19 protein-coding genes are annotated in these 21,599 nt (G+C 61.5%); 13 read left to right on the top strand and 6 right to left on the bottom strand.

The window, feature by feature from the left end; all coding sequences use genetic code 11:
* The first annotated feature begins 2 nt into the window (after positions 1 to 2).
* From I9184_RS16855 to I9184_RS16880, 6 genes are all read left to right on the top strand, one after another.
* A complete protein-coding gene (locus I9184_RS16855) occupies positions 3 to 1,742 on the top strand; it encodes a heparinase II/III family protein (protein ID WP_171724674.1) in 1,740 nt (579 codons plus the stop codon).
* A 22-nt stretch (positions 1,743 to 1,764) separates the two neighbouring features.
* Positions 1,765 to 3,354 carry a bifunctional phosphoribosylaminoimidazolecarboxamide formyltransferase/IMP cyclohydrolase gene (gene purH, locus I9184_RS16860; protein WP_209835226.1) on the top strand — a complete coding sequence of 530 codons (1,590 nt, stop codon included), beginning with the start codon at positions 1,765 to 1,767 and terminating at the stop codon, positions 3,352 to 3,354.
* Positions 3,354 to 3,830: a signal peptidase II gene (gene lspA, locus I9184_RS16865; protein ID WP_171637283.1), complete on the top strand. Its 477-nt coding sequence runs from the start codon at positions 3,354 to 3,356 to the stop codon at positions 3,828 to 3,830. Before purH ends, lspA begins: the two co-directional genes overlap by 1 nt.
* 50 nt (positions 3,831 to 3,880) lie before the next feature.
* Positions 3,881 to 4,396, top strand: coding sequence for a DUF3035 domain-containing protein (locus tag I9184_RS16870; protein WP_171637281.1), 516 nt, complete (start codon positions 3,881 to 3,883; stop codon positions 4,394 to 4,396).
* Between the two features lie 81 nt (positions 4,397 to 4,477).
* Positions 4,478 to 5,818 (top strand): pitrilysin family protein, encoded by a 1,341-nt coding sequence (locus tag I9184_RS16875; RefSeq protein ID WP_171724670.1) that lies wholly within the window; start codon positions 4,478 to 4,480, stop codon positions 5,816 to 5,818.
* Entirely contained in the window at positions 5,815 to 7,125 is a 1,311-nt protein-coding gene (locus tag I9184_RS16880) for a pitrilysin family protein (protein WP_209835227.1), read from the top strand. Before I9184_RS16875 ends, I9184_RS16880 begins: the two co-directional genes overlap by 4 nt.
* 23 nt (positions 7,126 to 7,148) lie before the next feature.
* On the opposite strand, the gene I9184_RS16885 is transcribed toward I9184_RS16880, so the two are convergent.
* Genes I9184_RS16885 through deoC form a run of 3 tightly spaced genes read right to left on the bottom strand, consistent with a single transcriptional unit; the run spans position 7,149 to position 11,325 of the window.
* Positions 7,149 to 7,958, bottom strand: a complete 810-nt coding sequence (locus I9184_RS16885) for an SDR family oxidoreductase (protein ID WP_171637275.1) — start codon at positions 7,956 to 7,958, stop codon at positions 7,149 to 7,151.
* Between the two features lie 23 nt (positions 7,959 to 7,981).
* Positions 7,982 to 10,315 (bottom strand): aldehyde dehydrogenase family protein, encoded by a 2,334-nt coding sequence (locus I9184_RS16890; RefSeq protein WP_171637274.1) that lies wholly within the window; start codon positions 10,313 to 10,315, stop codon positions 7,982 to 7,984.
* An 11-nt stretch (positions 10,316 to 10,326) separates the two neighbouring features.
* Entirely contained in the window at positions 10,327 to 11,325 is a 999-nt protein-coding gene (gene deoC / locus I9184_RS16895; protein WP_209835228.1) for a deoxyribose-phosphate aldolase, read from the bottom strand.
* A 201-nt stretch (positions 11,326 to 11,526) separates the two neighbouring features.
* Here deoC and I9184_RS16900 point away from each other — a divergent pair, with 201 nt between their 5' ends.
* The 6 genes from I9184_RS16900 (at position 11,527) to rmuC (ending at position 18,838) form a co-directional block, all read left to right on the top strand.
* Positions 11,527 to 12,480 carry a zinc ABC transporter substrate-binding protein gene (locus tag I9184_RS16900; protein WP_171171957.1) on the top strand — a complete coding sequence of 318 codons (954 nt, stop codon included), beginning with the start codon at positions 11,527 to 11,529 and terminating at the stop codon, positions 12,478 to 12,480.
* Positions 12,481 to 12,483: 3 nt separating this feature from the next.
* Positions 12,484 to 13,287, top strand: a complete 804-nt coding sequence (locus I9184_RS16905) for a metal ABC transporter ATP-binding protein (protein ID WP_152459357.1) — start codon at positions 12,484 to 12,486, stop codon at positions 13,285 to 13,287.
* A gap of 3 nt (positions 13,288 to 13,290) precedes the next feature.
* Positions 13,291 to 14,496, top strand: coding sequence for a metal ABC transporter permease (locus tag I9184_RS16910; protein WP_170346667.1), 1,206 nt, complete (start codon positions 13,291 to 13,293; stop codon positions 14,494 to 14,496).
* Complete coding sequence (locus I9184_RS16915; protein ID WP_171724665.1) at positions 14,493 to 15,422, top strand: metal ABC transporter permease; 930 nt, start codon at positions 14,493 to 14,495, stop codon at positions 15,420 to 15,422. The genes I9184_RS16910 and I9184_RS16915 overlap by 4 nt, the downstream gene beginning before the upstream one ends.
* 263 nt (positions 15,423 to 15,685) lie before the next feature.
* The gene (gene mutL / locus I9184_RS16920) at positions 15,686 to 17,551 is read left to right on the top strand and encodes a DNA mismatch repair endonuclease MutL (RefSeq protein WP_209835229.1); all 1,866 of its coding nucleotides are present in this window, start codon (positions 15,686 to 15,688) and stop codon (positions 17,549 to 17,551) included.
* Positions 17,552 to 17,608: 57 nt separating this feature from the next.
* Positions 17,609 to 18,838, top strand: a complete 1,230-nt coding sequence (gene rmuC / locus I9184_RS16925; protein WP_209835245.1) for a DNA recombination protein RmuC — start codon at positions 17,609 to 17,611, stop codon at positions 18,836 to 18,838.
* 3 nt (positions 18,839 to 18,841) lie between these two features.
* Here rmuC and I9184_RS16930 read toward each other — a convergent pair whose 3' ends face one another.
* Genes I9184_RS16930 through I9184_RS16940 form a run of 3 tightly spaced genes read right to left on the bottom strand, consistent with a single transcriptional unit; the run spans position 18,842 to position 20,609 of the window.
* Complete coding sequence (locus I9184_RS16930; RefSeq protein WP_209835230.1) at positions 18,842 to 19,246, bottom strand: hypothetical protein; 405 nt, start codon at positions 19,244 to 19,246, stop codon at positions 18,842 to 18,844.
* Between the two features lie 45 nt (positions 19,247 to 19,291).
* Positions 19,292 to 19,942: a ChrR family anti-sigma-E factor gene (locus tag I9184_RS16935; RefSeq protein ID WP_171637471.1), complete on the bottom strand. Its 651-nt coding sequence runs from the start codon at positions 19,940 to 19,942 to the stop codon at positions 19,292 to 19,294.
* Positions 19,943 to 19,952: 10 nt separating this feature from the next.
* On the bottom strand, positions 19,953 to 20,609 hold the full coding sequence (locus tag I9184_RS16940; protein WP_245218181.1) for a sigma-70 family RNA polymerase sigma factor: 657 nt from the start codon (positions 20,607 to 20,609) through the stop codon (positions 19,953 to 19,955).
* Positions 20,610 to 20,755: 146 nt separating this feature from the next.
* On the opposite strand from I9184_RS16940, the gene I9184_RS16945 reads away from it, so the two are divergent.
* Positions 20,756 to 21,574: a DUF1365 domain-containing protein gene (locus I9184_RS16945; RefSeq protein WP_209835231.1), complete on the top strand. Its 819-nt coding sequence runs from the start codon at positions 20,756 to 20,758 to the stop codon at positions 21,572 to 21,574.
* The last annotated feature ends 25 nt before the right edge of the window (positions 21,575 to 21,599 follow it).

Here is a 21,599-nt window from a genome sequence, read left to right on the forward strand (position 1 = left end):
TCATGTCGAATTCAGACACCATGGCCAGTCGGTGGATGCGGTTTCAGAACCGTTTCTATGCGCGCCTGAGCCAGCGGCAAAAGGCGGTCACAGGGTTTGTTGCGCAACCGGATCCGCGCTCGGTGGGTTCGTTCGCACGTGGCCGGCAACTGGTTGCCGGAAATCTGTTGTTCGCGGGCTATCTGGTCGAGGCCGAGGATACCGGGCTTTGGGACGTCACCGCCCCCAGTGCCGGCTTTGACGAAGAACGTCACGGCTTTGCGTGGCTGGATGATCTGGCGGCGGTCGGAGACATGCGTGCGCGGGAAAAGGCGCAGCGCTGGGTGTGGGGATGGATCGAATCTCATGGCCGCGGGCAAGGGCCCGGCTGGGCGCCTGATCTGACCGGACGTCGGGTGATGCGCTGGATCAACCATGCGCTTTTTCTGCTGCGAGGGGCGGATGAAAAACAAAGCAAACTGTTTTTCCGCTCGCTGGCCCAGCAAACATGGTTCCTGTCCAAACGCTGGCATGCCGCGACCCCGGGACTGCCCCGGTTCGAGGCGCTGGCCGGACTGGTGCAGGCCGGGCTGGCGCTGGAGGGGCTGGAGCGAATGGCCGACCCGGCCCTGCGCGCCCTGGCCGGGGAATGCGACCGTCAGGTGGATGCGCAGGGCGGAATTCCAACCCGCAATCCGGAAGAATTGCTCGAGGTATTCACGCTGCTCAGCTGGACTTCGGCTGCGCTGAATGATCTTGGTCGCGGGACGCCTGCCGCTCAGGCCAATGCGATCAAACGGATCGCGCCGACCCTGCGCAGCCTGCGCCATGCGGATGGGGCCTTGGCGCGGTTCCATGGCGGTGGGCGCGGTGTCGAAGGGCGACTGGAACAGGCCCTTGCGCAAAGCGGCGTCAAGCACAAGGCAGCGACCGAACTGCCAATGGGCTATGCCCGTTTGTCTGCGGCGCGCACCACGGTGATCGTGGATGCCAGCATACCGCCGTCGGGGGCGGCCTCGTACAATGCGCATGCCTCTACTCTGGCGTTCGAGCTGACCTCGGGGCGGCGGCCGCTGATCGTGAATTGCGGATCGGGGGCCAGTTTCGGGCTGGAATGGCGCCGCGCAGGACGGGCGACGCCGTCGCACTCGACGCTTTGCCTAGATGGGTTCTCAAGCGCCCGGCTGGCCAAACCGGTGCCGGGGCGTGAAGCGCAGGCGCTGGTGGACGCACCACAGGAGGTGCCCGTTGATTTCGAGGATGCGTTCGAGGGCATCCGCTTCATGGCGGGGCACGATGGATACGCAAAGGTCTTTGGTCTGACCCATGCGCGGACCTTTGAGTTGCGATTTGACGGGCGCGAGCTGACGGTCGAGGATATTCTGCTGACGGCGACCGACAAGGCAAAGCGTCAATTTGACAAGGCGATGGACGCTTCGGGCCTCAAAGGCATTGGCTATGACATCCGGTTTCACCTGCATCCGGATGTCGATGCGGCGCTGGATTTGGGCGGGGCGGCAGTGTCGATGGCGCTCAAAAGCGGTGAAATCTGGGTTTTCCGACATGACGGCGTTGGAAAATTGTCCGTCGAGCCAAGCGTTTACCTTGAAAAAGGGCGTTTGAAGCCACGCGCGACAAAACAGATCGTTCTATCCGGGCGCGCAATGGAGTATGCGACGCGCACCCGGTGGACTCTGAGCAAGGCACAGGACACAGCCTATGCCGTGCGCGATACGCACCGGGACGAGCCCGAGTTAGACTGACGCCAAAAGGACCTTTGGACCCATGACCGATCTTCACCCCGTGCGCCGCGCGTTGCTTTCCGTATCCGACAAAACCGGGCTGATCGAGCTGGGCAAGGCGCTGGCCGAACGCGGGGTCGAGCTGCTGTCGACCGGCGGCACGGCCAAGGCGCTGCGCGATGCAGGGCTTGCGGTAAAGGATGTCAGCGAGATCACCGGCTTCCCCGAGATGATGGATGGCCGGGTCAAGACCCTGCACCCGATGGTGCATGGCGGGCTGCTGGCCCTGCGCGACAACGACACCCATGTTGCAGCCATGAACGAACACGGCATCGGTGCAATCGATCTGCTGGTTGTGAACCTCTATCCGTTTGAAGCAACCGTGGCCAAAGGCGCAGGTTACGATGAGTGCGTCGAGAATATCGACATCGGCGGTCCGGCGATGATCCGCGCGGCGGCCAAGAACCATGCGTTCGTAAATGTGGTCGTGGATGTTGAAGACTACGAAAAACTGCTGGGCGATATGGATCAGCACGACGGCGCGACCTGTCCGAAATTCCGCCGCAAGCTGGCGCAGAAAGCCTATGCCCGTACCGCCGCCTATGACACGGCAGTGTCCAACTGGCTGGCCGATGCGCTGGAGCTTGAAGCCCCCAAGCGCCGCGCGTTTGCCGGTGAATTGAAACAGACCTTGCGCTATGGCGAGAACAGCCATCAGCAGGCCGCGTTCTACACCGACGGCACCAATCGGCCCGGTGTAGCGACCGCGATCCAGCATCAGGGCAAGGAACTGAGCTACAACAACATCAATGACACGGATGCGGCCTTTGAACTTGTGGCCGAGTTTGACCCCACTGAGGGCGCCGCCTGTGCCATCATCAAGCACGCCAACCCCTGCGGTGTGGCCAAGGGTGCAACCCTGCTTGAGGCCTACAAGGCGGCATTCGATTGCGACCGCACCTCGGCCTTTGGCGGGATCGTGGCGTTGAATCAGCCCCTGGACGCCGAAACCGCGCAGGAGATCACCGGGATTTTCACCGAAGTCGTGATCGCTCCCGGCGCATCGGATGAGGCCAAGGCAATCTTTGCCGCCAAGAAAAACCTGCGCCTGCTGACAACCGAAGCTTTGCCGGATGTGGCCGCCGGCGGGAAAACCGTGCGTCAGGTGGCTGGCGGGTTGCTGGTGCAGGACAAGGACAACGGCTTTGTCGGCTTGGATGATCTGAAAGTTGTGACCAAGAAGGCCCCGACCGACGAACAGATGCGTGACCTTTTGTTCGCGTGGAAAGTGGCCAAACACGTCAAATCCAACGCCATCGTCTATGTCAAAGACGGCGCCACCGTCGGCGTCGGCGCGGGCCAGATGAGCCGTGTGGACTCGGCCCTGATCGCCGCCAAGAAAGCCGAGCGCATGGCCGACGCGCTGGGCTTGGCCCAACCGTTGACCATCGGCTCTGCCGTGGCCTCGGACGCGTTCTTCCCCTTCCCTGACGGGCTGATGGAAGCGGCCGAGGCAGGTGCAACCTGCGTCATTCAACCGGGAGGATCCATGCGGGATGACGAAGTGATCGCCGCTGCGGATGAGGCCGGATTGGCCATGGTCTTCACCGGCATGCGCCATTTCCGTCACTGATGCGGTCACGCCTGCTTCTCTGGGCGGCCCTGGCCGCCTTTGCGATCGATCAGATCAGCAAATATCTGGTCGTTCATGTCATGCGCGTGGCCGATCAGCCCGGCGGCATTGATGTTGTGCCACCGCTTCTGGTGTTCAAATACGGCGAGAACCGGGGAATCAATTTCGGCCTGTTCCAAGGAAATTCGGAGGCTGCGCGCTGGATTCTGATCGGTATTTCCGTGGCGATCTGTGTCGGCGTGCTTGTCTGGCTCAGCCGTGCAGCCCATTCGGGGCTGATGCTGTTTTGCGGTGGCCTGCTGATCGGCGGTGCGCTGGCGAATGTGGTGGATCGGGTTCTTTACGGCTTTGTTCTGGATTTCCTGAACATGTCCTGTTGCGGCATCAACAATCCGTTTGTTTTCAACCTCGCAGATGTCTTCATATTTGCAGGAGCCATCGGGCTGGTGCTGTTTGACGGCAAAAAGGCCTCGTGACGCGCGGAATGATATGCGATAAAAGCGCCTGAAACAGGCTGGAGACACCAATGCGGATGCCGCGCGCCCTATTTGTTTTGACTGTTGCCGCTGCGGTTGCGGCGTGTTCGAATCCCGGTTTGCGGGATCTGGCGCCTCCGGGCCCGGGGCCGGATGAGTTTTCGGTGCTGCCGGTCAAGCCGCTGACCCAACCTCAGGACTATGCGTTCTTGCCTGCACCCACGCCGGGTGGCGCGAATCTGACGGATCCGAACCCAAATGCCGATGCGGTGGCTGCGCTGGGCGGCAATGCTGCTGCGCTGAATCCGAACGCGTCTGTGCCATCCTCGGATGCAGCGCTTGTCACGGCTTCCAGTCGATATGGTGTTTCTCCCGATGCGCGGCAGGTGGTCGAGGCTGATGACGCCGCGTTCCGCAAACGCCGGGGGCGCTGGACCGGCCTGCGTCTGTTCCCGGTCGACCGCTATGGTCAGGTTTACGAAAAACAATCGATCGATCCGTTCGCGGAAACGGAAGCCGCCCGTCGGGCCGGGATCGAAACCCCTTCTTCGCCGCCGGGTGAATAATTCTTAACTTTCTGTCATCGGGCTTGAACCCGGGCCACGTCACCGTAGTTTGAATACCAGAAACGAAACGGAGGATGCCCTATGGTTCGGGCCCTGGCCTTGTCGGCTGCCCTGATCGCTGCCGCCCCGGTATTTGCCGAGGACGGGAAAGAAGCGGTCACCACATTCACATTGGACAACGGCATGGATGTCGTCGTGGTCGAAGACCACCGTGCCCCGGTCGTGCAGCATATGGTCTGGTACCGGGCCGGATCCGCTGATGAGCCGATCGGATCATCCGGCGTGGCGCATTTCCTGGAACACCTGCTGTTCAAAGGCACCGACACGCTGGCCCCGGGAGAGTTCTCTGCCACCGTTGCTGCCAATGGCGGCAACGACAACGCCTTCACCTCGTATGACTACACCGCCTATTTTCAGCGTGTCGCCGCCGACAGGCTTGAGCTGATGATGCGGATGGAATCCGACCGGATGCGGAACCTCCGGCTGAGCGAAGAGGACATTCTGACCGAACGCGACGTGATTCTCGAGGAACGAAACCAGCGCACCGAAAACAACCCGCGCGCCCTGTTCGGCGAACAGATGAGCGCGGCCCAGTATCTGAACCACCGCTACGGCGTGCCGATCATCGGCTGGATGCACGAGATGGAGGATCTGGACATGGAGGACGCGCTGTCGTTCTACCAGACCCATTATGCGCCCAACAACGCCATTCTGGTGGTCACGGGCGATGTCGATCCCGCTGAAGTCCGCTCGCTTGCCGATCAGTATTACGGTGTGATTCCCGCCAACCCGGACCTGCCCGAGCGGGTTCGGTCCCAAGAGCCGCCGCAAACGGCCGAGCGTCGCCTGACCTTCAAAGACCCGCGCGTGGCCCAGCCTTACGTTCAGCGCAGCTATCTGGCCCCGGAACGCGATCCGGGCGAACAGGAAAAAGCGGCGGCTCTGTTTCTGCTGGCCGAGTTGCTGGGCGGCAGCACGACGTCTTACCTGAACGAAAAGTTGCAGTTTGATCAGCAAAAGGCCGTCTATGCCGGAGCGTTCTATCGCGGTGTTTCGCTGGATGACACGACCTTTGATCTGATCGTCGTTCCGTCCGAGGGTGTTTCCCTGCAAGAGGCCGAAGACGCCATGGACCAGGCCGTGGCCGACTTCATCGCCGAAGGTGTGAACGAAGACGATCTTGAGCGCATCAAGATGCAGCTGCGCGCCGCCCAGACCTATGCGCGCGACAACGTGGACGGCATCGGCAACCGCTATGGCCGGGCCCTGACCAGCGGCCTGACGGTCGAAGATGTTCAGGCCTGGCCCGAGATCCTTCAGGCCGTGACCGGGGATGAGATCATCGCCGCGGCCCGCGAAGTTCTGCAACCCGAGGCATCGGTCACAGGCTGGCTGATGCGCGATGACGAGGTGACGCAATGAAACGGTTTGTTGCAACGCTGATTGCCTGCCTGGTCGCCCTGCCGGCTTTGGCCGAGATCGAGATCGAAGAAGTGACCTCGCCCGGTGGTATCAAAGCCTGGCTGGTCGAGGATCATTCCATCCCATTCACCGCGCTGGAGTTGCGGTTCCGTGGTGGCACGTCGCTGGACGACCCTGACAAACGCGGCGCGGTCAACCTGATGAGCGGGCTGATCGAAGAAGGCGCGGGCGACATGGATGCGCGGACCTATGCCCGCGAGCTGGAGGCTCTGGCGGCTTCGTTCCGATACAATGCCGGCGACGATTCAGTTTCGATTTCCGCGCGTTTTCTGTCCGAAAACCGGGATGAAGTGGTCGATTTGCTGCGCACGACGATCCACGAACCGCGTTTTGATCAGGATGCGGTTGACCGCGTGCGCGCGCAGGTTTTGTCGGGCCTGCGCTCGGACCAGACTGACCCGAACGAACTCGCAGGCCTCACCTTTGCGCAGATGGCCTACGGCGATCACCCCTACGGATCCGAGGGGAAAGGCACCATCGAAAGCGTCTCGGCCCTGACCCGCGATGACGTGGTCGCGGCTTACAAAGGCGTGTTCGCCAAGGATCGTCTGTACGTGGGGGCCGTCGGCGATATCACGGCTGAGGAACTGGGTACCCTGCTTGATACCCTGCTTGGCGACTTGCCGGACACCGGCAAGCCCATCCCGGGCAAGGCCCAGGTGAACATTCCCGGCGGCGTCAGTGTTGTCGAATTCGACACGCCTCAGTCCGTGGCCTTGTTCGGTCAGGCCGGGATTGATCGGGATGACCCGGATTTCTTTGCGGCCTTCGTTCTGAACCACATTCTTGGCGGGGGCGGGTTTGAAAGCCGGCTGATGCAGGAGGTGCGCGAAAAGCGCGGCCTGACCTATGGGGTCGGGACCTATCTGGTGCCCAAGGATCTGGCTTCGGTCTACCTCGGGTCCGTGTCCTCGGCCAATGACCGTATCGCCGAAGCCGTCGACGTAATTCGCGATGAATGGGCGCGCGCGGCCACCGAGGGTGTGACGCAAGAGGAACTTGACGACGCCAAGACCTATTTGACCGGCGCCTATCCGCTGCGGTTCGATGGCAATGGTCAGATTGCCTCGATCATGGTCGGAATGCAGATGGAAGGCCTGCCGATCGACTATATCGCCACCCGCAATGACAAGGTGAACGCGGTGACATTGGAAGATGTCAACCGCGTTGCTGCCGAACTGCTTGACCCGGACGGTCTCCACTTTGTCGTCGTTGGCAAGCCGGTGGGCCTGGAAACAACGAACTGAACCTTTCGGGGGTAAGCTGCGGCTTACCCCTTTTTCATGCTGCGCAGCATGTCTCCCATCATCTGGCCGAACTGGCCCGAGCCGCGCTGATACAACGCCCCGTCCACCGCCAGAACCGTACCGCTGATATAGCTGGCCATGTCCGAGGCCAGAAACAGGCAGGCATTGGCTACGTCCTGCGGGGTGCCCCAGCGGCCCAGCGGCACGTCCCGGCGCAGCTGCTCGCCCGCGTCTGGGGTGGGGGCCAGCCGTTTCGCGCCTTCGGTGCCCTCGATGAAGCCCGGCACCACCGAGTTCACCCGGATGCCTTCCACACCCCATTCCATCGACAGGGTGCGGGTGATCTGATCGACGCCCGCCTTGGCGGCACAGACATGGGCCTGGCCCTCGTAGGGCAGGTAGGATTGCGGCGCCGAGATGTTGATGATGTTGCCGCCGGGCCGTTTCAGATAGGGATAGGCGCCTTTAAGCACATGCACGGTGCCCATCAGGTCGATTTCGACCACGGTGCGGAAGGCGTTGGCCGACATTTCCGCCATCAGCGCCGGGAAGTTGCCCGCCGCCCCCGAAACCAGCACGTCGAAATCACCGAGCGCCGCGTGGAACTGTTTCAGCCCCTCCGCGACCGCTTCGGCATCACGCACGTCAAAGGCCGCGCCGATCGCCTCGGCCGCGCCTGCCGCCTTCAGCGCAGCGACGGTGTCATCCACCTTGTCCTGCGAGCGGCTGGCCACGGCCAGTTTCGCGCCCGAGGCCGCGAAGGCCTCGGCGATGCCCCGGTTGATGCCACTGGTGCCACCGATGACGATGACGGTTTTTCCCGAAAAATCCATGTAGGCCTCCCTTGGCGGGAGCCCTACTCGCCGTAGGGCACCCAGATGTTTTTCACTTCGGTCGAAGCCTGAAGGAAGCGGCGGGAATGGTCCATGCCCCAATCGAATGCCGTCGCGTTATTCACCCAGGTCCGTTTCAGGTTCCCGGCCGAGACGACCTCGATCTGCGCCGACAGGTCCGTCGATGAGAACGACCACACCGCGTCCACGTTCAGGTGCGAGGCCAGCGGTTTGGCCAGTTCCGCGTGGCTGCCCGTCAGGATGTTGACCACGCCTGCGGGCACGTCCGAGGTGTCCAGCACCTGATAGAAATCGGTCGCCGCCAGCGGGTAGGGCTCGGACGCCACCAGAACCACCCGGTTGCCCATCGCGATCGCCGGGGCCATGGCCGAGACCAGACCCAGCAGCGGCGCCTCGTCGGCGCACAGCGCGCCGATCACGCCCACCGGTTCCTTCATCGCAATCGCCACGCCCCGGATCGGAACGCCATGCACCTGGCCGTCATACTTGTCGGCCCAGGCGGCGGCGGTGAACAGGCGCTGGATCGCGGCGTCGACCTCTTTCGCACCGTCCTTGCGACCGGTCATGGCGTCGATACGCGCGGCGAACTCGTCAGCACGGGCCGACAGGTTCTCGCCGATGTAATACAGGATCTGCGCGCGCAGATGGCCGGTGGTCTTGGACCAGCCCTTGGCCCCCGCCGCGGCCTCAACCGCGTTGCGCACGTCCTTGCGGTTGGCCAGACCCACATGGCCCAGCAGGCCCGCCTTGCCCCAGACCGGTTTCGAATATCCACCATCGGGTCGCGCCTGCTTGCCGCCGACATACATCTTGGCGGTGCGATCAATCGGGTCGATCGGTGCCCCTTCGCCCATGGCTGCCTCGACCTTTGTCAGCGGCTTGGCCTTGCCCTTAGGTCTGGTATACGCGGCCAGCCCTTCCCAGCCGCCTTCGCGGCCAAAGCCGCTTTCGCGCACGCCGCCAAAGCCCGCGGCCGCGTCGAACAGGTTGGTGGCATTGACCCAGACCACGCCCGCGACCAGCTTGGGTGCGATGTCCAGCGCAAGGTTGACGTTTTCGGTCCAGACCGTGGCCGCCAATCCATAACGGGTGTTGTTGGCCAGCTCGACCGCCTCGGCCGGGGTGCGGAAGGTCGACGAGACCAGAACCGGGCCGAATATCTCCTCCTGCATCAACGGGTCCGAGGTTTCGAGCCCGGTGATCAGCGTCGGCGGGTAGTAGCAGCCATTTGCGGGCAATTCGCAGGCAGCCTGATGCACATGGCCCACCGTATTGCTGTCGACCATGGAGGTGATCGTCTGCAACTGAACCGGATCCACCACGGCACCCACGTCGATGCATTTGTCCAGCGGGTTGCCGATGCGCAGCGTGTCCATGCGGGCGCGCAGCTTGGCATAGAAGCGCTCGGCAATGCCCTCTTGCACCAACAGGCGCGAGCCCGCGCAGCAGACCTGGCCCTGATTGAACCAGATCGCATCGACCAGACCTTCGATGGCACTGTCGATATCGGCATCGTCGAAGACGATATAGGGCGACTTGCCGCCCAGCTCGAGCGTGAGGGACTTGCCCGACCCGGCGGTGGCCTCGCGGATGCGGCGGCCCACTACGGTCGAGCCGGTAAAGGCGATCTTGTCCACGTCTGCGGCCACGATCATCTCGCCCACCGCGCCGTCGCCGGTGACGATGTTGACCACGCCCTTGGGCAGGCCAGCCTGCATGCAGATATCGGCAAACAGCAGCGCTGTCAGCGAGGTGTATTCGGCCGGTTTCAGAACCACCGTGTTGCCCATGGCCAACGCTGGGGCCACTTTCCACGCCAGCATCAGCAGCGGGAAGTTCCACGGGATGATCTGGCCGCAGACCCCCAGCGCCTGTGCGTCGGGCAGCTCGGTTTCCATCAGCTGGGCCATTCCCGCGTGATAGTAGAAATGCCGCTGCACCAGCGGAATGTCGATGTCGCGCGATTCCCGGATCGGCTTGCCGTTGTCCAGCGTTTCCAGCACTGCGAACAGGCGGGCATGCTTCTGTATCAGCCGCGCGATGGCATAGAGGTATCGGGCGCGGGCGGGGCCGCCCAGCTTTTCCCATTTGGGCTGGGCCTTGCGGGCGGCGGCAACGGCGGCGTCCACATCGGCCTGTGTGGCCTGGGTCAGCTTGGCCAGAACCTCGCCCGTGGCCGGGTTGCGGCTTTCAAACCCTTTGCCGGGCTTGGTGAAGGCGCCGTCGATGAAATGGCCGAACGTGTCGCCCTGATCGACCAGCCATGCCAGGGCCTCGGCGGCGCTTTCCGGGGCGGGTCCGTATTCCATGGTCTCGAAAATCTCTTTGACTGTCATTTTTCCTGTCCTCAGCCCATCGGGTGCCGGTAGCCGGCCGAGTATGCCCCGGTGACGAAATGTTCCAACTGCCGCTCGATATCGCCCAGCAGGGACGACGCGCCGAACCGGAACAGGTCGGGTTGCAGCCAGCGGTCGCCCAGCTCGTCCTTGATCAGCGACAGGTAGACCAGCGCATCCTTGGCCTTGGAAATCCCGCCCGCGGGCTTGTAGCCCACGCGATAGCCGGTGCGGTCATAATAGTCACGGATCGCGCGGATCATCACCAGCGACACGGGCAGAGTGGCGTTGACGCTTTCCTTGCCGGTCGAGGTCTTGATGAAATCGGCCCCCGCCATCATGCAGACCAGCGAGGCACGCGCCACGTTACGCAGGCTGCCCAGCTCGCCCGTGGCCAGGATGGCCTTTACATGCGCCTCGCCGCAGGCGTCGCGGAATGCCTTCATCTCGTCATAGAGCGCCTGCCAGTCGCCTTTCAGTACAAGGCGTCGCGAGATCACGATGTCGATCTCCTCGGCCCCGGCCTTCACGCTTTCGTCGATCTCGGCCACGCGCAGGTGAAAGGGCGACAGGCCCGCCGGAAAGCCGGTGGAGACGGCCGCGACCGGAATGCCGGTGCCTGTCAGCGCATCCACCGCCGTTTCGATCATGTCATGATAGACGCAGACCGCGCCGGTGGTGATCGGCGGCATGTCCAGCGCCTTCAGCAGGGCGGGCGACACCGGCTGGCGGGCCTTGGAGCACAGGCGGCGCACGCGGCCCTCGGTGTCATCGCCCGACAGGGTGGTCAGGTCGATCATGGTGATTGCCTTCAGCAGCCACGCGGCCTGATGTTCCTTTTTCACCGACCGGCGCCCGGGCAGGGTCGCGGCCCGGCGTTCAATGGCCGAGGTGTTGGCCTGCACGGCGCGCACCCAGTCCAGGTCCAGATCCATGCCGGGATTCCGGGCTTCGGTCACTTGCGGCAGATGCGCGGTGCGCACGGGGCTTTCTGAGCTCTGCGTATCCATTGTCACGTCCTTTGGGAGGTTTGCGACAAAATCGCACGGGAGACCGGGGAATGGAAGATGCAGGCGGGCAATGTTTGGATAATTTTTGACCAAATGGACAAAATGTAACCGCTTTCTTGCGAATAATTCGCATTAGCGTTGACTTACTTGCGAATGGTTCTCATATTCAGTTCGAACGAGAAGCAAAAACTGAGGTAGAAGATGATTCGCCGGAATTTTCTTGCGGTATTGGCGCTGGCCTTTTCCCTGCCGGTCACGGCCTGGGCCGATGCACCCCTCAAGGTTGTGGCCACGACGGGCATGATTGCTGACGCGGCACGTCAGGTCGGTGGTGATCAGGTAGACGTCAAGGGGCTGATGGGGCCGGGCGTCGACCCGCATGCCTATCGTCAGACCCGCAGCGATATTGTGGCGATGACGCGTGCGGATCTGATCCTGTGGCATGGTTTGTACCTCGAGGCGCAGATGGAAGATTTCTTCCATGACCTTGAACGCAAGCGAACCGTAGTTGCAGTTGCCGAAGGTATCGACACGTCGAAGCTGCGCGCCCATGACGATTACGCCGACAAATATGATCCGCATGTTTGGATGACGCCCGAGTTGTGGCGGGACGTGGTACTTGAAGTGCAGGCAGCCCTCACCGAGGTGCGTCCTGAAGCGGCCGAGGTTTTTGCAGCGAATGCGCAGGCCCACCTGGCAGATATCGATCGCCTGACAGCCTATGCAGATCAAGTTCTGGCGTCCGTTCCCGACAACAACAAGGTTCTTGTAACTGCCCATGATGCCTTTGGTTACTTTGGTGAAAGTTTCGGGTTCGAGGTTCTGGGAATTCAGGGCATCTCGACCCAGTCCGAGGCGGGACTGAACCGGATAGGCGAATTGGTCGATCTGCTGGTTGACCGCAAGATCACGGCTGTTTTCGTCGAAAGCTCGGTCTCGGATCGTTCGATCCGCGCGCTGATCGAGGGCGCGGCCGCCAAGGGTCATGAAGTGCACGTGGGGGGCGAGTTGTTCTCGGACGCCATGGGTGAAGAAGGAACCTATGAAGGTACCTATCTTGGTATGCTGGACCATAACATCACGGTCATTGCCAGTGCTTTGGGTGGCGATGTGCCAGATCGTGGCATGGACGGAAAACTGTCGGCGGGGTTTTGATCGATGCTGGGCCTGATCAGCAATGAAGGCGTGACCGTGGGTGACAAGGGGTTGGCCGACAGCCCCCTTGCCCTGCGCGGCCTGACGGTTTCATACGGGCAGAAACCTGCGGTGTTTTCAGTCGACATGACCGTACAGCCCGGGGCGATGACGGCGATCATCGGGCCGAACGGGGCCGGGAAATCCACATTGCTCAAGGCGGCGCTTGGCATCGTTTCCCCTTTGTCAGGTCAAGTGACCGTGTTTGGCCAGCCATTGGACACGCAGCGCGCGCGCATTGCCTATGTTCCTCAGCGTGCCAGCGTGGATTGGGATTTTCCAACGCGTGTCATCGACGTGGTTCTGATGGGCCTGTCGCGCGAACTTGGCTTGCTGGGCCGCGTGCGTGCCCGCCACAAGGCGTGCGCGATGGATTGTTTGCACCGTGTGGGAATGCGGGATTTCGCGGATCGCCAGATCGGGCAGCTGTCCGGCGGGCAGCAACAACGTGTCTTTCTGGCGCGCGCGCTGGCGCAGGGCGCGGATCTGTATCTTCTGGACGAACCTTTTGCAGGTGTCGATGCCGCCACCGAGAAAGCCATCATCTCGGTGCTGAAATCCCTGAAAGAGGCGGGCAAGACGGTTGTCGTGGTGCATCACGACCTTGCGACCGTGACCGATTATTTCGACCATGTCTTCCTGATCAACACCCGCAAGGTGGCCGAGGGACCAGTGGCCGAGGCCTTCACGGCGGAAACCTTGCAATCAGCATATGGGGGTCGACTGGCAACCGCGCAGATCGATCAGATATCGCGCGCGCTGGGGTAACGCATGCTTTGGGATGCTCTGACCCTGCAACTTGGCTACAACGCCACGCTGGTCGCCATCGGTGCAACCTTGCTGGGTGTTTCAGCCGGTGTGACGGGGACGTTTCTGTTTCTGCGCAAGCGCGCTTTGGTCAGTGACGCAATCAGCCACGCAACCCTGCCGGGCGTCTGTCTGGCTTTCATGGTATTGGTCGCACTGGGAGGAGACGGGCGCAACCTGCTGGGCCTGTTGGCAGGATCGGCCATCTCGGCCTGGATCGGCCTTCTCTGCATGAACTGGCTGACGCGTCACACGCGTTTGGCCGAAGATGCCGCCATCGGAGCGGTCCTGTCGGTCTTCTTCGGCTTTGGCATCGTGTTGCTGACGGTCATTCAGACGATGGGCGTAGGCCGTCAGGCCGGGCTGGAAGGCTTCCTTTTGGGATCCACTGCCGGGATGCTCTGGGCTGATGCGATGATCATTGCGGTCGGCGGCGCTGCGACGCTGCTGCTGGTCATGATCATTCGTCGCCCGATGATTCTTGTGGCCTTCGATCCTGAATATGCCGCAGCACGCGGGTTGCCGGTGCACAGGATCGATCTGGCCATGATGGGTTTGGTCATGGCCGTGACCGTGGTCGGCCTGAAAATCGTAGGTCTGATTCTGATCGTGGCTTTGCTGATCATTCCCGCCGTGACCGCGCGGTTCTGGTCCGAACGCTCGGACCATGTGGTTCTGCTTGCGGGATTGGCCGGCGGGTTGGCAGGGTACATTGGCGCGGCCATTTCGGCCTCGGCGCCAAACCTTCCGACGGGGCCGATTATCGTTCTGGTCAGCTTTGCCTTTTTTGTCGTGTCTTTGTTTCTGGCGCCGATACGTGGCGTTCTGGCGGCGGTGCTGCGCCATTTGCGCTTTCAGCGCCGGGTGCATATTCGTCAGGGTCTTTTGGCCTTGGCGCAGGGGCAAAAGATCTACGAGCCCCTGACCCTGCGCTTGCTGCGCCGCGCTGGGCTGGTGCGCGCGGACGGCGTTGCGACCGATATCGGCAAAGCCCGCGCGGCCAAGGCGTTGCGGGACGAAAAGCGCTGGGAAATCGTGCGCGCAGATCAGGCGCATGAGGCAACAGCCGCGCTTTATGACGGGTTACGGGACATCGAAACCGTCCTGACCCGCGACCAGATCGCCGAGATAGACCGCCGCATCGGCGGGCCAATGGGGGTGCCGGTATGAGTGGTGAAGAATTTGTCCCCCTGTCTCTGACACCGTTGCTGATCGGTACGTTTGCGGCCATTGCCTGCGCGTTGCCCGGCAATTTTCTGGTGTTGCGCAAACAGGCATTGATCGGAGACGCTATCAGCCATGTGGTGCTGCCGGGGATCGTCGTGGCGTTTCTGATCACAGGGGCGATATCGACCTGGCCGATGATGCTGGGCGCGGCGGGCGCTGCCGTTGTGGCCGTGGTGCTGATCGAAGCCATTCGCCGATTGGGTCAGATCGAACCGGGGGCCGCCATGGGCGTGGTCTTTACCACCATGTTCGCCGCGGGCGTCCTGCTGCTTGAGCAGACGGATACGTCGACGGTGCATCTGGATGTGGAACATGCGCTTTACGGCAATCTCGAAAGCCTGATCTGGCTGGACGCCACCGGATGGTCGTCCTTGCTGGACACAGAGGCGCTGTCCGGGCTGCCCCCGGAATTACCCCGCATAGCGCTGACACTGCTCGGTGTGTCTTTGTTCACCTGGCTGTTCTGGCGGCCGCTGAAGATCTCTACCTTCGACGAAGGCTTTGCCCGGACCATTGGCATTCGCACCGGCGTTCTGGGCATGGCATTGGTCATCACCGCGGCCATCGCGGCGGTGGCGGCCTTTGACGCGGTGGGCTCGATCATCGTGATCGCCATGTTCATCTGCCCGCCTGCCGCGGCGCGGATGTTGACCAACCGGCTGGAAGCGCAGATCGCCTGGAGCGTTGTGTTCGCCATTGCCTCGGCGGTGTCGGGCTATGTGCTGGCAGGTTATGGCCCGCTGTGGCTGGGCGGCGCGGATGCCGTCAGCGCGGCGGGTATGATCGCCACGATGTCAGGCCTGATTCTTGCGGCGGCAGCGATGTTCGGACCCTGCCGGGGCAGGATCGGTGCGCGCATATCTGCCTGATCAGGCATCTTCCCGCCACACAGGCCCACACGTCATCGGCCAATCTCTGCCAAGAAACTGAGCCCGAGAATCTTAAGCAGATTTTCCGACAGGTGCGTGATACATGCGGTCTCATAAATTAGCTGAAACACACCACTCACTTGGCACGTCCGGGTGATCCGGAATGAGTTCTCGTTCGCGGATACCCGGGCGCCCCCTCTCTTTTAGAATCTGCGGTTCAAACCGGTGGCAGAATCGTGCGCTACTATGCTAGGTGTAGGGGTATGGCGCAGGCAAACCCCAATATCGGCGAAAAACGCCCCGTAATTAGGCAGCTCGACGATGCCGCAATCAACCGCATCGCGGCTGGTGAGGTGGTGGAACGACCGGCCTCGGCGGTCAAGGAACTGGTCGAGAATGCAATCGATGCCGGGGCCACGCGGATCGCCATTGATATCGCGGATGGCGGCAAGACCCTGATCCGGGTCACGGATGATGGCTGCGGTATCGCGGCGGAAGATCTGCCGCTGGCCTTGTCCCGCCATGCCACGTCAAAGATTGACGGTTCGGACCTGCTGAACATCCACACTTTCGGCTTTCGGGGCGAGGCGCTGCCATCCTTGGGTGCTGTTGGGCGTCTGACCATCACCAGCCGTGTTCCCGGCGCGGATGCGGCGCAGGTGCACGTCGCGGGCGGCAAGATGGATGCGGTCAAACCCGCCGCCCTGCGCGCGGGGACTGTGGTCGAACTGCGCGATCTGTTCTACGCCACACCGGCCCGCCTGAAATTCATGCGCACGGACCGGGCCGAGGGGCAGGCGATCACCGATATTGTGAAACGGCTGGCCATGGCCGAACCTTCCGTGACATTCGCTCTGCGGGATGTATCCGGCGGCGGAGAGGGTCGCGTGACCTTCCGCGCGGATCGTGAGAACGGAGATCTGTTTGATGCGCTCCACGCCCGACTGGCCCGCGTGATCGGGCGCGAATTCGCAGAAAACGCTTTGCAGATTGATGCCTCGCGTGATGGCATCCGGCTGTACGGCTATGCCGCCCTGCCGACCTACTCGCGGGGGGCTGCCGTAACACAGTATCTTTTCGTCAATGGACGCCCCGTGCGCGACAAGATGCTGACCGGCGCGCTGCGGGCGGCCTATTTCGATTTCCTGAGCCGCGACCGCCACCCGGCTGCGGCGTTGTTCATCGACTGCGACCCCACGCTGGTTGACGTGAACGTCCACCCCGCGAAATCCGAGGTTCGGTTCCGGGATCCCGGCGTCGCGCGGGGGCTGATCGTGTCCAGTCTGCGTCATGCTTTGGCGGAAGCCGGGCACAGGGCATCCTCGACCGTGGCGAATGCGACGCTGGGCGCGATGCGGCCAGAACCTGCACAGCCTGCTCCGGCGCGGGTTTACCAGATGGATCGTCCGTCGCCTGCCGCGCGCACGGCGGCATATCGCGCGCAGGCTCCGGGTTTTGCCGAGCTGGCCAATGACTATAGCGGCAGCATTGTCGAGCCGACCCCGGTTGCGCAGGTCGCCGAGATGCAGGAGCAGCCTCAGGCGCAGGATCTGCCGCTTGGTGCAGCCCGCGGACAGGTGCACGAGAATTACATCATTGCCCAGACCGCCGATGGCATGGTGATCGTAGATCAACACGCAGCACATGAACGGCTGGTTTATGAAAAGCTGAAAACGCAGATGGCCGAGAATGGCGTCGCGGCGCAGGCCCTGCTGATTCCGGAAATCGTGGAATTGTCGGAAGGGGATTGCGCCCACCTGATGGCCGTCGCAGATGACTTGACGCGCCTTGGCCTGACCATCGAACCTTTCGGCGGAAGCGCCATTGCCGTACGCGAAACCCCCGCCATTCTGGGCGAAGTCGATGCGCGCGCCATGATCCTCGACATCCTGGATGAACTCGCCGATCAGGGTGAAAGCCAGATGGTGCAGGCAAGGATCGAGGCGATCCTCAGCCGGGTGGCCTGCCATGGGTCGATCCGATCCGGCCGTCGAATGCGGGCCGAGGAAATGAATGCCCTGCTGCGCGAGATGGAGGCGACGCCGCATTCCGGCCAGTGCAACCATGGGCGACCAACCTATGTGGAACTTAAACTCAGCGATATCGAACGCCTGTTCGGACGCAGTTGATCTGGTTTCAAACACGGTTTAACAAGATAGAAACAAAACGAGAACAAATTGACCCCCATGATCCAGATTGCAGGCACTGAGATGGCGTTGAATGATCCCGTGATACTGACCGTGGGTGGCGTGGTGGCGTTGATTCTGCTGCTGCTGTTCCTGTCGTTGCGGGCGGCCAACCGCTCGGCCCGGCTGGCGGAACCTTTGGCGCGGCAGATGGCGCATCTGGGTCAGCATGTTCAGCAACTGGGCCAGGGGCAAGAACAGTTGCGCGGCGGTCTTCAGCATGTCTCGGACACTCAGGCCAATGCGCAGATGCAGGTGATTCAGACGGTCGAGGCGCGTTTGGCTTCGGTCCAGCAACAGATGAATGACCGGCTGGCGGATAATGCGATGAAATCGGCGCGTGCGCTGGCCGAGATGCAGGAACGGATGAAAGAAACGTTGCATGGCTCGTCGAAACAGACGGCGACCTCGCTGACCCAATTGCAGGAACGTCTGGCCGCCATCGACAAGGCACAGGACAATATCACCAAACTGTCAGGCGATGTGCTGTCTTTGCAGGATATACTGTCAAACAAGCAAAGGCGCGGGATGTTCGGGGAAATCCAGCTGAACGATATCGTGTCCAAGGCGCTGCCCGCTGACAGTTATTCGTTGCAAGCCACTTTGTCGAACGGCAGGCGGGCGGATTGCCTGATTCACTTGCCGAACCCGCCGGGACCGATCGTGATCGACGCAAAGTTCCCGTTGGAGGATTTCGAGGCGTTGGCCGCTGCGCAGACGAAGGCGGATGTCGAGAGATGCCTGCGGGCCTTCGGCGCTGCGGTGAAAGTGCATATCAAGGCGATTTCCGAAAAATACATCCTGGACGGGGAAACCGCGGACGGCGCCTTGATGTTCGTACCTTCCGAGGCGATTTACGCCGAACTGCACGCGCGTCTGCCTGATGTCGTGCGTGAAGGGTTCGCCGCGCGGGTCTGGATCGTGTCCCCGACGACGTGCATGGCCACGCTGAATACCATGCGGGCGATCCTGAAAGACGCGCGTATGCGCGAACAGGCCGGCGCGATCCGCAAAGAGTTGGGGTTGCTGCACAAGGATGTGGACCGCCTGGGTGATCGCGTCTCGAACCTGGATCGTCATTTCGGGCAGGCGGCCAAGGATATCTCGGAAATCAAGATCAGCGCCGAAAAGGCTGGCCGCCGCGCGCAGCGTTTGGACAATTTCGACTTTGAAGAAATCGAGACCAAGGCCGAAAACGGCGTTGTGCCCCTTGCTCGTCACGAAGGTTGAAATCTACTGGATGGACAGGTCCAGATTGTACCCCACGGTTTTTCCGGTATCCCTGTCATTGCCCATCAGATAGACGCGGATCGTATAGTCTCCATCGTCGCGCAGGGTGATCCGGGCCGTATTGCCGTCAATCGACCCGTTATAAATCGCCACACCGTCGCTGCCCGGCGGCAGGATGTTGAAATAGATCACGCCGTTACCATTGGTGTCGCTGACCTGAAGATCGGCAAACATCTCCTGCCCGGCTTTGGCGCCCAGCGAATAGTCGAAGTACTCATCTCCTGAGATGGTTCCGCTGACCATGGTGCCAAAATTGCCGGGCTGAAACTGAACCTCGGCCGACATTTGGGCCGATACGACGGGCGCGACAGCAACGAGAAGGGCGCACACAGCAAGTCTTGCGAACATGATCATTCCTTTCAAACACGCCGCTCGCGGCCCTCGCGGGCAATTTCAGATGCGCAGGAAGGGTTGGAACAGGCGTGGCATCAGCTTGGTGAATTTCAACGGTGCATCCGTAACCGCCAGACAAATGCAGTCTTCCGAAATGTCCGCCACAGGCGTGTGTTCCAAATCCTCGTCCGCGATCTCGACGTCGCCACGGGCGAAGCGATCCACTTCGTCCGAGAATGCGCCCTGAAGCACCATCGTCAATTCTATACCGTTGTGACTATGATCTGGTACAGCCGTTCCGGCTGGAATGAACAGCAACCGGGCCGAGGCCTCGCTTGTGGTCGGCAGAATGGCCTGTTTCACACCCATGCCGATCGGTTTCCATCGGATATCTGAAACCGTACCGCCGACATAATCCTGCAACGGGGCCGGCAATACCGAACAGTTCGGACGCGCCGGTTTGGCCGCTGGCGCACCTTTGGAGATCAACGCCATAGTCGCGGCCAGAGATGTATCACTCATGGCGATGGATACAGTCTGTTCCTCCAGAACATGCCCACCTACGGCATCGTAACTTTCCGCCCGCGCACGGCAATGGTCGCAGAGCGACAGATGCGTCGCGACCATCAGGTCGAATGCCTCGGGCAGACTGCCTGCTGCGTATGCCATCAGCAGGTCATCTGTCAGGTGATGTTTGATCGACTTACTCATCATACTCATCTCAGTTCATTGCATGGCGCAAGCGGTCCAGCGCCAGCCTGATTCGTGATTTGATCGTTCCCAGGGGCAACCCGGTCTGAGACGCAATTTCGCGGTGACTCAGATCACCGAAATACGCCTTTTCGATCAGCTCTCTCTGCGCGTCTGGCAACGCTGTCAAAGCGGTGCGAAGCTGCGCGGTTTCTTGTTGCAGCGCGATGACATCGTCCTGCTCAGGCTCGGCCTCGGGACCCCACCACAATTCTTCGGGTTCGGGGCGGCGTTGCTTTCGCAGAGCGTCAATGCGCTTGTTCCGAGCAATCGTGAATACCCAAGTAGCCACTGTTGCCCGCGCCGGGTCGAACAGATGGGCTTTGTGCCACAAGGTCGCCATCACCTCCTGCGCACACTCCTCGGCCATCGTGGCGTCTGATCCTGACTTCATCAGGAACGCCTTGATCCGTGGCGCGAAGTGCTGGAACAGTTCGGCAAATGCCGCCTGGTCCTGCGCGTCGCGGATGCGCCTGACGTGATCCACCCATTCGGTTCTGGTCTCGCGCCCGCCGTTATTTCCGTTCACCCGTCTACCCTTGATGCGTTTCTTTTCGCGCCGAGGCTGAAGGGCGGCCGGTTCAGCCGCAGGTTCGTCCAAGGTCACGGTATCGATCTCGGTAAACATAACCTCATTACGGCGCGTTCCCCAAGCCGGATCACTTTATCGGGACATTATGATCCAAATTGTGCAAATTGCCGTATCAGAATTGCCAGCATCTGAGGGAAATCAGTGCAGTTCAAGGCGTTTACGGGAAGGCCAGAAAGCAGCGGATGACGCAGGAAATAGACCATATCGCGGGTCATACCTATCACGGGCGCAAGGGTGCGATTGAAAACGCATTCCGATACTCGGTCGATTACATCCTGTTGGACCCCGAAGCAGAGCTGGACACCCCTTTGCTGTTTTCGGTTGATCGCGCGAATGTCACGAACTGGCGCACCACCGACCATGGGGGAGAGCCGAGTCACGGGGAAGGGGCCCAGTGGCTCCGCGCGCGGTTTGATGAAATGTCGGTGCAACAACCGGCGCGTTTCAAGTTGCTGACGCAACCGCGCGTTTTGGGGCACGTTTTTAATCCCGTCAGTTTTTGGTTCTGTTTTGACGACAGCGATCACCTTTATGCGGTGGTGGCCGAGGTCACCAATACCTATGGCACCCGTCACAGTTACCTGTGTCACAAACCCGATTTCTCGGTCATCGAACCGACTGACAGGGTGGTGGCGGACAAGCTGATGCATGTTTCACCGTTTCAGAAAATCGAAGGCAGCTATACGTTCCGCTTCGACTATCGCGCGGATCGCGTCGGTGTCTGGATTGATTACGGGCGCGCTGATGGTGGGCTGATCGCGACGCTGACCGGCCCGCGGCAACCCCTGACGAACCGCGTGATTCTGTGGTCCTTGCTGCGGCGGCCATTCGGCGCCCGGAGAACCTTTGCACTGATCGTCTGGCAGGCTTTCAGGCTGTGGTTGAAAAAAGCCACCTTTCGCCCGTTTCGTAGGCAACCGGTACCGGACCGGCCGATTTCGCGTGCGCGGAACGAGGGCCGTTGTTTGCGTAAGATCAAAGACTCGCCCCCCGTTCGGTGATTGTGATGGCACAACAACCGCGAAC

Source organism: Ruegeria sp. HKCCE3926, from assembly GCF_017872515.1.
Classification (GTDB): domain Bacteria; phylum Pseudomonadota; class Alphaproteobacteria; order Rhodobacterales; family Rhodobacteraceae; genus Ruegeria.